The following is a 13,358-nucleotide window of genomic DNA, read 5'->3' as shown; positions in this document are numbered from 1 at the left end:
AGTCCTGCATGCCAGATACCTTACGTGAAATAGATAAACAGGCCATTTTGAGTGCAGCGGAAGCGCTAATTGAGGAATCCGTTACTTTTCTACAGGGATTAATACAAATTCCCAGTGTCAATCCACCCGGAAATGCTTATCATGAATGCGCTCATTATATTGGAGATCATTTACAGCTCCTGGGCTACAACGTTGATTACATAAAGTTGACGGAGTCCGAGTCAGCAGAACTGGCTCCATATGGCGAAAGTTTACCGCGTACAAATGTACTTGGACGTCTACCGGGAATTCAGCCGGCACCTGTCTTGCACTTTAATGGACATATGGATGTTGTCCCAACTGGCTCGGGTTGGTCGGCGTCTCCCTTTGGAGGAGAGGTGCGTAACGAACGCATCTATGGGCGCGGTGCTGCGGATATGAAAGGCGGAATCGCGGCTCAGATCTATGCAGTGGAGGCGATCAGGCGTGCAGGATTGCATCTGCTGGGAAGTGTGGAGCAAAGTGGCGTGGTTGATGAGGAAAGTACCGGTAATCGAAATGCTGGCATGGGGGTGTTAGTCGAGCGTGGATATATTTCTCTTGAGCATACCGATTATGTAGTGATTACTGAGCCTTTAAATGTTGATAATATCTGTTTAGGACACCGTGGAGCGATCTGGGGTGAGATTCAAACCTTTGGCCGGCTATCGCATGGCAGCACGCCGGCACAAGGAGTGAATGCGCTTGAGCATATGGCCGGTTTTATCGAGGAGGCAACCAGACAACTCTCTCCAAGCTTGCTGCAACGCTTAAACCATCATCCGGTTGTGCCGATCAATGCCAACGCGGCCAGCCTTGCCTTTACTATGATACAGGGAGGGACGAACGTGAATAGCGTTCCCGATACTTGTACCGTCTCCTTTGATCGTCGCCTGGTGACGAGTGAGCGTCTGGATGATGCTCGTCATGAATTGCGCGATATTTTGGAGCATAGAAAGCAGATTGTCCCCGACTTTCGCTATCAATATACTGAGCGTTATGCGGCTGCTCCTACCTGGGTAAGTGCCGAAACACCACTTGTCCAGGCTTTTACGCGCTCTATACAGGAGGTGCTTGGGCGAGATCCCGGTTATGTCTGTAGTCCGGGAACAGACGATCAACGTTTTGTGGTGCAGAATGCTGGTATTCAACAGTGTATCGTGTATGGCCCCGGCGAGATCACGCAAGCTCATATCGTTGACGAATCGCTGGCAATCGAGGATCTTCTGGCCTCGATTAAAGTGATGGCGCTGGCGACCGCTGAACTTCTTGGTGTACAGCGCGACGCTATGTGAGATTCATGAAAAGCGCTTGCGATGATGCTGCTCTGTAGATGATATACTAGCAGTAAATAGTTGATTTGAAGGTTTCTTATGAGCGAAACAATAACCGTGCAGGAACAACAGCCAGCTCCCGATTTCACGCTTCCAGCTATTGGAAGTGACGATATTGTCAAAGATGGTCAGGTTCATCTGGCCGATCTCCATGGACATCCAGTGATTATTTACTTTTATCCAAAGGAGAACTGAACACCTGTGAAATTTGGGGTATACGTGATTTCTAGTCTTGGCATGATGTTTTCCCGCTCATTCCTTGGCCGGAGCGCATTTTCCCGCAAAAAACGGTTCAGCTCGTCGCGGTGAATAAAAGAATGCAACTCTTCAATCGTATCCAGTTCCACTTCCCCTCTGTTAATAGCGCGGTGCAGCGTGTGCCATGTTGTGACTTTGTTCACCACCAGTTTATTTACGGTGAACCATTCATCTTCGTAATCGTCTAGATTAATGGCGCGATTCTTGTAAGAACGTCTTGAGGAAAGATATTTAATAAGTGTCTCCCGATGCATCACTTTTCGCGGTAAAGGTCTTTGGTGTACCTGTAGCTTGCCGGAATTCATATGATAGTTAAGCGTTTTTTCTTTGATTCCGCTTACCTCGGCGGCTTCGGCAATGGAAAACCATTCCTGATCCGATTCAATAACTACAGGCTCTGGCGCTTTGTAAGTATCGGGATGGATATATACTTTCACGCCCAGCACACTCAGCGCATTACGCTTTTCCTTAAAATCGGCTTCGTGGTATCTTCCCTTCATCGTATTAAGAAAATCCAGGAAATTCACAACACTTTTCTGATATATATCCGATAATCGTATGATATCGGAAGATTCCCTGTACTGCTCTTCGCATTTGTGCAGCCGCTCTTCTTTTTCCCGAATATCCTGCGAAATCAGCTTATAATAATAACTGCCTTCGGGGTGCTTATCCCGCTCCATTCTGGCATACGACACTTCTGCGGAAAGCTGCTCAATGATTTGCTTGCCTTTGGTATCCTCCAAAATAATTTGTAGTGATTGCTCTATATTGCGCTGCAACACTTCCTGTATCATATCAAGCTGCTCACATACCTTGCAGCAATCCTCCCAGACCAACGCATCTATTTTGTCTGTCCTTACGAGTTGAGGAGCACAGCAGCAATCGTACTTGTTTTTGTTATTAACACAGCAGTAATAGGAATAACAATGTGCTTTTCCACTGTATTGGTAACGTCCTACCATCCTATAATTACAACTCGTGCAAAAAACATGGGACTTAAGGAGATAATCTTTTGGATTCCTATGAAGATGGCTTAGGTTTACTTTGTTGGTTTCCAGCTTCATCTGCGCCATCTCATAAAGTTTCAGAGGAATAATCGGTGGAATGCCATCAGTGATGACCTTCATCAGCTCATTGGGAACCCGGCCTTCGGTTCCACGCGGAGTAATGACTTTCTTGCTTCGGAGTATCCTCAAAACGCCAATATTGATTTCGTCTTTCAAAATCATATGGACAGTGGAGAGTTGCCAGGCAATGCTCTTGACATTTGCTCCACGGGATTTAGCGGGTGGCAAAATATTGTCTTCCGTAAGCTTATTAGCGATTCCGCGTATGCTCATATTCAATTTTACGAACATCTCAAAGATCGAAAAGCGCACGGCGGCTTCTTCATGATTAATCACATAATAGGTTTTGTCTTTATCGCCCCACTGCCAGCCGTAGGGAGCACGCCCCGTTGCTACAGGCAGGTTATGCTCAAGCCGTGTCTGCCAATGGCGGTTGGCATATTCTACAATCTTCTCACGCTCGGATTCGGCACTCCAGGCAAGGATAGAACGGATAAGCTTGCCGGTGAGGCTGTTGTCAATGTTCTCGCTGACACTGACAATCTCCGCTCCTAAGCTCTCGATTTCCTCGAAAATCATCGCAGAGTGGACAAAATTACGGGAGAAACGACGTAAGTCCCATACGATAATCATCTCTGCCATCTGATCGCGGACAAATTGGCGGGCGAGCGTAAGCTGCTCACGGAAAGAATAATGGATAAACCCGCTTTTGGCTTCCTTAAGCACAAGCACAATATCCATGTCATGCAACTCCGCATATTGCCGACATTTTTCTTCCTGGTATTCCAGGCTTTTGCCGTCCTGTTCCTGCTTGTCCGTGCTCACACGGCAATAAATGACGGCACGCTTATGGGTGGCGGGTTCCTGTTTATGGTTAAGCAAAACGTTTACCTATCTTTCCTTGCCTTGGATAGAGGAAAAGGGGCTGTAAAATATAGAGTCCTTTTACTGATGTAATATATATTATATTCTGTAGAGGATAACATTACACTAAATAACTTGCAAATGTACTTTGTCTTCTGCATTGCCCACATGCATACTGGTGTTTTCAAACAGAGCGGCTTACCAGCCGGTGATATACCCGGCATTCTCAGCATGGGGATTGCCCATATGGCTGATACTTTTGGCAATAAAATGGTAGACCATTCATGATAGGTAACGGTGTGGAGTTCAATATCATGGCCAGTATGGCTTACATCCACATGTATTTTTTAAACTGGAACGCGACGGGATAGGCTTTTCGTTGGCAGCCCCCCGTAATAGCGTTCCGTTGGTGCAGCGGTGTCTGCCGCGTAGGGGTGGCTGGTTTCTCTGTCATATACTCCCATATCCTTGACTGGAAACATTGACGACTTACACAGGTTTTGATGTTCCTAAAAGCTTCTCCTTGTTAGCGCGGGGGACCTCCCTCACCAATATTGATGCCGTCCTTCACTATCTTACACAACTTGACACAACATTGTCAATTAAATGAAAGTAGTACGCTATTTTAAACATCAAAGCGCAATGATTGACGCTTTCGTACAACCGGATTATAATCTAGGAAAAACAGGTGGTGGATTTTGTCAGATGAATTGCTGACGCTCGCCCAGGTAGCAAAAATAACACAACTTCATATCGAGACTATTAGGAGATTTGTGAGGCAAAAGACGCTACCTGCCATAAAGATTTCTGCGCGTGAGTACCGGGTAAGACGTGCGGATCTGGATACGTGGCTGAAGAATCGTCAAACGATGGATGATGAGGCGGAATAGGAGAAGGTGGGTTCCGTTTCCTGCCATTTACAATTAGCGCGTGGTGTGCATCGCTTTTTCGGCCTTTCGTTGTTTACTGATTATTGAAGACATTGAGTGCGTGGTTTACATAGAGTTCTTTTTGCTATCCACTTGACTAAGCAAGATTTTTCATGCATAATAACGCTATTAATGTGCACTTATAGAGTAAGATAGAGATCGTATACAAATACCTTTGGATGCATCTTGCAGTGGAAGATCAGATATTCGGCGATAATTTAAAAATCGCGAGAGAGCAACACAATTTAACAAGGGTTCAGCTTGCAGAACAAATAGGAAGTAGCTCTAAGACCATCGCTCGATGGGAAAGAGGTGAGACACTTCCACGATCACAATTCCATCAGAGGCTTTGTGCCACACTCAATACAACTCTTCAAGAACTTGGACTGGAAACAGAACCCGTCAGAAAACGACAGAAATCCTACCATATCTACCAACATGATTCTTCATTATCTACTCCTGCCTCATCATCAATAGATGAACCAGAGATAAGATCAAATGGATATATTCATCTATTTTCACTATCTCGTGCTTCTCATTATGTTGCGGGCTCTAGACGTAAAAGAGATTTGTACCTCGGATTACAATTACTTAATGAGTTGTATAATCTCGCTAAAACTATTAGCGGACAGATAAAAAGTTATAAGGCTCCGATGATAGAGCTTGCAAATGTCTTTATGTTCTCGCCACTAAACACAACATCTCTAAAAGAGATATTGCCTTTAGAAGATATTAGGAATAAAGGTTTATATGCGTATTTCATGGAGAGTGTGGTTGTTTTCGACCAAGCTGACATAACGATGTATGTCCCGTATATTGCAGAAAAATTTACCTCTATATATCAGTACGTTCTCGTAAGCGGTTTCTATAGAATCATCCCGTCCATTTTCTTTACAATCCATCTTCAGATTGACGTAGGAGAGGTAGTGACCAGTGTGATGAACGTAACACAAATCATACATCAAATACTTAGCGATCCAGCCTGGCAAGGTTTTGAATGTGTTATTGGTATCGTTAGTTTCATTGTGCACTTTATTATGGAATATAAAAAAAAGTCTACTCCTGCCAGCCTTTCTTTCTCTTCTGTTGCACTTGCTGCTTAAGTAAATATCCCCTCATTCAAAATTTTTCCTCCCACTGACAGATAGTGAGACCTTTTTCTTCTAAAACCTCATCAATTCCTAGAAAATATGGAGTTAAGCACTGAGAAGATAACTAAATGTCCCACCGAGACATTTTAATACAATAAAAATCAACGATAGCCGTGACAGATACAGCAGTCATAAATGTATATCGTGGGTAGGGGAAGAGGGGTGAATATGAGCAGGGTGTAGGGCAGGGAATCACTACCAACATAAAGGATGTTATGTTTGACTAAGCCAGAGTGGAGAGGGCATGTTTGGAAGAATGGGTATGAAATGGATAGGCTTGGATATTCCTAGCATCAGCGAATCACATTAATTTCGACATCCAGTTGCAGTTTTGCCCACTCGCGATCCGTCGTCATGACCGACTACAGTGATGATAATACCATAATCGTGTATGTATAGGAATAGCTCCACCCTTACAACTTTCCAATATGTTACGCTAGCGCTATGTTGATTTACTGACATAACTTTCCGACATTGCTAGCGTAATGGTAAAATACAGCTATACTGCGTTTCCTATTGCATGCCGAGGCTGTGTAATCATGCTCGATCCGATGTTTTCTTTTGTTGATCCCATTATGAGGTCGAACGAAGAAAGTTTGTTTGATTTTATAGCCAAGGCAGAAGCGTTCCTGGATGCGATGGAAAAAAAGGGCAGTTCCTATCCACCGCGGTGCGCCTATTATCCGAAGAAACCTATAAGGAAATGTGGATGCTGCGCTATCAGCAGCATCTTGGCAATATCAGTTTCCTTGAGATTTTGGATAAATATGAAGTGATATTAGGTATCTCGCCTCGTACTGAATCTGTATAGCCTGTGATACACTAATCAAAGCACGTATTTTTATGAACTGCTTTGAAATGAGGATGTTATTATGAGTGAAACCCAGGTCAAAGAGCTGCAACCCGCTCCTGATTTTATACTTCCAGCCATTGGAGACGAGACGGTAGTACATGACGGTCATGTTCAGCTAAGCGCATTAAAAAACCATATTATTGTGATTTATTTTTATCCAAAAGACGACACTCCCGGCTGTACCACCGAAGCGTGTTCATTCCGCGATGCCAATCATTTAATGCAAAAACGAGGTGCGATCGTGCTTGGTATTAGCGTCGATGATATCAAGTCCCATCAGAAATTCATTGATAAGTATTCTTTACCTTACCCATTGCTGGCAGATACTGATAAGAAAGTTGTCCAGCAGTATAATGTATGGAAAGAGAAGAGTATGTATGGGAGAACATATATGGGGGTCGATCGCCAGACGTTCTTGATTGATAAAGAGGGTGTGATACGCAAGATCTGGCATAAGGTGAAGCCGGATGGTCATGCTCAAGAGGTTCTTGATACCATCGAAGCGTTGCATCTGTAAGTATCTGAAGAGTGCACATTTATCGGCATCGATGAATGTGCCAAAGATATTTATTCGCCTGTAGCGTGCTTATCCGCCATGTCTTGCTGCATGCGCTGAAATTCTTCATCGATCTTTTTGCGTTGCTGACGACGTAGCTGTGCTTGCCTGATCAGTTGTGCTTCTTCGTCGTCGGCTGGCTCCAGTGGTGGTACTGGCCGGGGCTTTCGGTTTTCATCCAGTGCGACATAGATCACATAACTACTGGCGATTTGGCGTATCTCCTGGGAGATAACATCTTCGGCGGTAACTTCTACTCCTACTTCCATACTGGTTCTGCCAACATAGTGCATCGTGCAATGAACCGAGACAACGTCTCCAATAAACGCCGGCGCCAGAAAATCAAAGCGCTCTACACGAGCCGTAACGACCGTTGGGCTCTGACTATGCTTCAGGGCAACGATGGCAGCCGCTTCATCTACCATACGCATGATCGCCCCACCATGAACATTTCCCTGTCCATTGGCATCGATTAACTCCATCATGCGTCGAGTAGAGCTGCGAGAATAGGCAATACTCCTCCCTTTTGTCAAATCCACGTCTGGGAAGTGGCGGTAGCGGGCAAATATTCTATCGAATGGATTCATTTCTTTCCTGACCTCTCACAAATAGTAGCAACACAAATACTATACTCTATTTGCTAACAAGGTCACAAGTATGGCTTTTTATAACTATTAGTATTCGAAGGCAGGATCTTAGAGGCGTGGTGCTGTTTTGAGGATGAAATTTTTCTAGATCAGGCGTGATGGTAGATATATGCTGTTGTATCTGCCATCATCGCGATAACTCAAGAAGTGTAAGATCACAATACTATTTACCCGGGTGAGATATGTCAGGCAGAATATGTACTGTATCTGGACCTTTGTTTTATCTACCTATCAGATTAGCCCTTGGGATAGCCAATAGAATACGGTGTGCGGTATTCGATACCCGGAAAATTAGTATTGACAGGCACATAGTAATATGTGTTGCCAATGGCTGGACTGAGATATCCTGCTGCTGCCAGTACGCCGGGAGCATCGGTAACTTTTTTTACCAGGACAGGTGTATATGCACGGTTGTCTGCGGGCTGGTAGCCAATAATCGTACGACCAAGGACGCGATGCTCCGCTTCAATACAGGCAATTTGCGCCAGGATTTGAGCCAGTCTAAACTGTCCCGCCTGCGCAACCTCAATTACTCCTGCCAGGAAGGCTGAATCAAAAGCTCCCTCGAGCGTCTGCTGTGTATTAATAAATGTTGTGAGATTTGTGAAAGTTGTTGCACCATTTGGATAACTGAAGGTGCTGGTAAGTGGCACTCCACCAAGCGACTCAAAGAAGAATTCATGAATTTGTTCTTCAACAACGGCAGCCTCAAGATAGAGCAGATTGTTGCCTGTGATGCCTAACAGGGCCGCGTTAGCAATGCCTGCGCTATAAGTTGTAACGGCCAGGCGTTCTGCCGTGATTGCAATGTCAAGAATTTTCTGAAGTTTGTCGTCATGATGAGGTTTAGCATGAGCAAATACATTTCCAGATCTTACAAAAGCATTTGTGCCCAGAGCTGAGAGGGAAGCTATACCCGCTACTGCACCTTTAAGCACAGATCGTCTGGCACGTTGGGCGGAAATCATATCTAGCAATTGGTTGGTTGGATTTTTAGACTGATCTTGATTTTGTTTCATGAGATATGTATGTCCTTTCTCAAGAACGACGAGAGAAATTTGGGTAATTGGACGAACAAGCTTGTTCGTCTTACTACTAGCATAAACAAGGGCTAAAATGGCTAAAGAGTATCTTTGTTCGTGGTCGTTATGAAGCATAGTAGAATCCCCATCACGTGATCAGGTTTTATTTGAGTATGAGAGATTGTCGATGTGAGTAGGTGTTCTTATAGACATATATTGGGCGAGGAAGAGCTAATCTCGACAAAATGGTTCATATGACACTCATGAGTATATAAGGAGTCACTGTACATTGTTACTGTGATACATTGAAGTTATTATTTTCTCTGTCCTTTTAATAATGCATTCAGTCGAAATCCTTATAAATGAGAGTAACTAAGGAGGAAATATGTCTATAAATGGAGCGGCTGATCGATGTGATTGTTGTGGAACAGCTTATGATAGTACGCAGGAAGTTTGTGCCAGGTGCGGGTATCCGGTTGATATAACGAAAGAGCGAGCATTTCTTCAATCTTTCATCTACGACTTGGAACGTGTGGCGTATTATAAGGGGAGAAGCCTTACGGTCTGGGATTTAGTCAGGGGTTATCGGCAAAGATTATCTTATTTGGATCTTGTTGAACGTCAGCGTTCTGTCCAGCCACAAGCAATAGCTCTGTTGCCGGTTGTGTCTCCGCTGTCGTCTCAGGAGAGCGGCGCTCTTGTTCCTCAAGCACTTGAAGTTGGCTCGGATTTGACTGCTGATACCACTGTTAATCATCCCCCGTTGGCTGCTCTGGAGCCTGTAGTTCCTAAACCGACTTTTTCTTTGCCCTCGTTTTTCGCCGATCAATCTATCAATATTGTGGCTACCCTGGGAGCATTCCTGATTCTGGTTGGTTCGTTGAGCTTTGTCGCTACTGAGTCTAATACCTTATTAGCTTTTGTGATTTTATTGGCTGTGCATGCTTTCTTCGGTTTGACAGGAACATGTACTTTTCGCTTTCCCAGTATACGTATCGTTTCGGTCGTTTACACAGCGATCTTTGCGCTACAGGTGCCGCTGGTTGGACTCGCTTTCTATAATCTGGTGAACACGAAAATTTTTCAGATCTCCGCACCGGCACAGGTTGCTTCTGTCTCAGTGTATGCGATGATTGTTTATAGTATGCTGGCAATCTATCAGCATTTCAAACCCTTTGGATATTTTGCCGCAGTATCGCTCGCTGTTGCAGATATTGCCACATCGTGGGCTTTTAACCTGTCCGCTGGATGGTGGTTCTGGGCCTTTCTTCTTCCCTCATTTCCGCTCCTCTTTTTTATCACCCAGCCCTCCAAACCGGCTCTCAGGCGTGATCACGCCTGGGATATATTAAAGGATCCTGCGCGTGTATTGATGTATGCCTGTGCTTATGGGAGCTGTTGCCTGGCTGCATTTACTTTTGTGATGCTGTTTGCATTGAACCAATCTACCCTAAGTTTTGATATGCGTCTTTCTTTTGCAATCTTGTCTTTGGGTTTTTTTGCCTGGATGAGTCTCTTTATCTGGCGTGTACGGCGCTATTTTCTGGCTCGATTTGTTCCCTATCTCATGTTTATTGCAGTGTGCTTATGCATCTACGTATATACCTCTCAATATATGAGCTATATGCTGGCTTTTACCGCACTGGGGATTGGTTACTGGACGTTAACACAAAGGATGTTTACTTTCTCCTGGCCTGTTAAACCTGTGATGAAGCAACTTGAGATTATGATAGTTGTGTTAGCTCTATTAGTGGTGTTGCTCAGTGATCCATTGATAGTCTTGCAGATGTTGTTAAGAAGCTATGGGATGAATGTTCTTGCTGCCCCACAATCTTTGGTTGATCATTGGATGCCATTGGATCTTGGCTCAATTTTGCTAGCTGCTTTGCTGGTTTTTGGCATAACGATTAATCATGTTGGATGGCAAAAGCTTCCTGCAACAAATCAGCGTGACTGGTGCTGGCTTCTATTCCTGAGTGGGCTGTTGCTCAATTATACATATGTTAGCGGGCTGTTGTGGAGTACAGGTTCGCTGTTATGGGGAATGTTTGCTTTCACTCTGGTTTGTGCGAGCGTAACATATATAGTACATCGTTTGACGAGTCAATACTGGTCTTATCCTCTGGCATTTTTGTCTCTGATTATTGCCATTGAATCGCTATTATTGAGTTTTAATGCTCAATTTAGCACTCTAACTCTGATTATGATATGGTATATAGTCGTCTCATACTTTCTGGTGACGTCTCTCCGACTTCATCTCTGGCTAACAATACCTGTTATCCTTGCGGTATTATCCTTGTTTATCATCCTCCAGGTTCCCACGGTGCTCTTCTTTGTAGTTATGGTAAGTCCATTTATTATGACTGGTTTCTATCGCTGGAAAAATAGCCATCCCCTTACCCTGTATGCACAATCTCGACCTGATAATTCCTGGCTGTCAGTGCATCTTTATGAGTGGCCGGCTTTTCTGATTGGACTCTTGTATGCTCTGGTTTTTATTCTGTCCGAGGTGAATAATGAATATGTAAGTACTTTATCTCTCTGGCTGGCGATACCTGATGCATTTGTGCTTGAGATGGCCTTATTGGCTGTGTTCTGGTTTGTGTCAGCTATTCTGACGCAAGAAAAGTGGTTGTTAGTGGTCTCGACCGTTTTTGCTGGAGTAGCTATACAGTTTCCTGCTCTACCATTCTGGTTTTTAGCTGGCCTGGCTTTCGGATTACTGATCGTAGCAGCGCTGGTGCGCTCTAAAGTAGGAGCGGATTGGACATTTCCTTTCTATGTGTTGGCTCTTCTGTCGGTTGTGATGATGGATCATACTGGATACGTCGACGGATCAAACCAGGTTGCTGCATGGATGTTGCTGCTCTTCGCCAGTCTTACCTATCTTATCGGTGTTATTTTTGAGAAAAATAAACCTATACAATTTGGATTGCTATGGTCTTTTGTGATCCTGACCTGCTGGAGCTTGTTTGTCGTCAGCTCAGAGGGTGATTTTTATCGCCTTCCTTTATTCACGCTGATATTTGTTTGTGTGGGGATCTGTATGCGTTCTGTGCACCGTTATAGCGCTGCGATAGGCCATACCGTGCGTAGGCTGGAATTACCTCAGGTACTACCTATCTATACAGTGGCTTGCTTTGCTGCCCTGCTGACAGGTCTGACTGGCGTGTTTCATGGTATAAACGTCCCATTCTATGCGGCAGTACCAATCATCTTGTTTGTGTACGCCTTGATTGCGTATGGCATCACACTTTATGAACGTAAGGCCATAGGACTGTGGCTTGTCGTGATGTTTACTTTGTGGGGGATGCTACTGCTGGCTACAGTCAATGTGTGTTTTTCTGTAGTACTTTCCTCTTTGTTCGGCACGGTGGATTGTTCTACTCAAGTACAACTGGTCGCGTATAGTTTGGCGAGTGTGGTCTTCATTAGTTGTGGATTGGGAATACTCGCTACGAGATTATTAAAGCGATGGATTTCATCTCAGCTAGCTAATTTCTCTGGCGCAACATGGTATGGAATTGCTTTGTGCGCGGTTGGTCTTATATATATATGGAACGAAATATATGGGGCCACTTTATCTTACATACCAGATATTATCATGATGAGCTCTTTCGTTTTGCTTGCTTTCCTGGTTATGCTCATCGAGCGTATTCATAAATTGATATTATTGGTTGTTTTGCTGGCTATCGTGACGATTGCTTACTTGTCTGTACCATTCTGGCTCCAATTGGGATGCTGTTGTGTACTCTTCATGCTTATCTTTGTTTCGCAGTTCATCTGGAGATATCTTCCTGGTTTGAAAGATGTACGTTCCTCAACCCTCATGACGCAATGGGTTGCTTTGCTTGGACAACTCATAGTGGTAGGTATCGCGATCTTTTGGAGTAGATTATCCTCGGCGAGTGAGCCGCTTGCTCACATGGGAGCAATTTCACTGTTGGTCTTTAGCGTACTTCTTTTATGGTTTGGTATGCAGCAACAAGGCCTTCGTCGTAGACGCACTTTATATGTCACTGGTTTGTTTTTTTCACTTGTGGCCACATGTGAATTATTAGCATTAGCACAAACAGACTTCTCTCTTCTCTGTGCATCTCCTGCTGTATACCTTATAGTTATCGCGCCTTTTATGAGTAAAGATGAAACTCTCCCAGAGCATACTTTCCTGGGGCAGATATGTTCATGGCTAGGAGCTACACTCTTATTAGGTCCGACCTTATGGTTGAGCTTTAGTCATAATAATGTGGGTCCCTCGTTCTTATTAGTCGGTGAATCCATTCTGTTGCTTTTGCTAGGGTTTATTACGCGGCTACGTTTTTTTATCTTGAGCGCAACTGCACTTATCATAGTGGCTACCATCCACGTACTTTTTTTACCTTCGTTAGGTATACCTACCTATCTTGCCCTATTCCTGACCGGAGGTTTTCTGATCATACTTGCAACCATATTGATTCTCATTCGCTCACGCCTGACAGCCTTGTGGTTACAGGCAAGTTAAGTATATTGCACATGAGCTTTAGCGGCAGAAGGTGTCCGAGATATCTGTTTTTGTATCTTGGACACCTTCTTCACTTTTTATGTTTCCGTTGCCTGTTGAGCCATTAATATTGGCTGGAAAAAGGAAACTGGTCATAAGATGTGTATCAATTCATGCTC

Annotated in this window: 10 protein-coding genes; 6 read left to right on the top strand and 4 right to left on the bottom strand. The window is 44.2% G+C overall.

Annotated features, from left to right (window positions below; translation table 11 throughout):
* Positions 1-8 precede the first annotated feature (8 nt).
* Positions 9-1,313 carry an ArgE/DapE family deacylase gene (locus AC27N8_RS15085; protein ID WP_487068207.1) on the top strand — a complete coding sequence of 435 codons (1,305 nt, stop codon included), beginning with the start codon at positions 9-11 and terminating at the stop codon, positions 1,311-1,313.
* A gap of 78 nt (positions 1,314-1,391) precedes the next feature.
* Complete coding sequence (locus AC27N8_RS15080; protein WP_487068206.1) at positions 1,392-1,547, top strand: redoxin domain-containing protein; 156 nt, start codon at positions 1,392-1,394, stop codon at positions 1,545-1,547.
* Here AC27N8_RS15080 and AC27N8_RS15075 read toward each other — a convergent pair.
* On the bottom strand, positions 1,529-3,559 hold the full coding sequence (locus AC27N8_RS15075; RefSeq protein WP_487068205.1) for a recombinase family protein: 2,031 nt from the start codon (positions 3,557-3,559) through the stop codon (positions 1,529-1,531). The two genes, AC27N8_RS15080 and AC27N8_RS15075, sit on opposite strands and share 19 nt — an antisense overlap.
* 310 nt (positions 3,560-3,869) lie before the next feature.
* Positions 3,870-3,995 (bottom strand): hypothetical protein, encoded by a 126-nt coding sequence (locus AC27N8_RS15070; protein ID WP_487068204.1) that lies wholly within the window; start codon positions 3,993-3,995, stop codon positions 3,870-3,872.
* Between the two features lie 244 nt (positions 3,996-4,239).
* Between AC27N8_RS15070 and AC27N8_RS15065 the strand changes: the two genes are divergently transcribed.
* The 3 genes from AC27N8_RS15065 (at position 4,240) to AC27N8_RS15055 (ending at position 6,991) form a co-directional block, all read left to right on the top strand.
* Positions 4,240-4,431, top strand: coding sequence for a helix-turn-helix transcriptional regulator (locus AC27N8_RS15065; RefSeq protein WP_487068203.1), 192 nt, complete (start codon positions 4,240-4,242; stop codon positions 4,429-4,431).
* 230 nt (positions 4,432-4,661) lie between these two features.
* Entirely contained in the window at positions 4,662-5,573 is a 912-nt protein-coding gene (locus tag AC27N8_RS15060) for a helix-turn-helix transcriptional regulator (RefSeq protein WP_487068202.1), read from the top strand.
* Positions 5,574-6,493: 920 nt separating this feature from the next.
* Positions 6,494-6,991: a peroxiredoxin gene (locus AC27N8_RS15055; protein WP_487068201.1), complete on the top strand. Its 498-nt coding sequence runs from the start codon at positions 6,494-6,496 to the stop codon at positions 6,989-6,991.
* Positions 6,992-7,041: 50 nt separating this feature from the next.
* Here the strand turns inward: AC27N8_RS15055 and AC27N8_RS15050 are convergent, their stop codons facing one another.
* Positions 7,042-7,617, bottom strand: a complete 576-nt coding sequence (locus AC27N8_RS15050) for an acyl-CoA thioesterase (RefSeq protein WP_487068200.1) — start codon at positions 7,615-7,617, stop codon at positions 7,042-7,044.
* Between the two features lie 296 nt (positions 7,618-7,913).
* Entirely contained in the window at positions 7,914-8,696 is a 783-nt protein-coding gene (locus AC27N8_RS15045; protein WP_487068199.1) for a hypothetical protein, read from the bottom strand.
* A gap of 607 nt (positions 8,697-9,303) precedes the next feature.
* On the opposite strand from AC27N8_RS15045, the gene AC27N8_RS15040 reads away from it, so the two are divergent.
* Complete coding sequence (locus tag AC27N8_RS15040; protein ID WP_487068198.1) at positions 9,304-13,200, top strand: hypothetical protein; 3,897 nt, start codon at positions 9,304-9,306, stop codon at positions 13,198-13,200.
* Positions 13,201-13,358: the final 158 nt, after the last annotated feature.

The organism is Dictyobacter sp. Z7_2 (genome assembly GCF_057551105.1).
The sequence above is the reverse complement of the archived record's forward strand: the minus strand, read 5'-3'. Positions and strand labels throughout refer to the sequence as shown.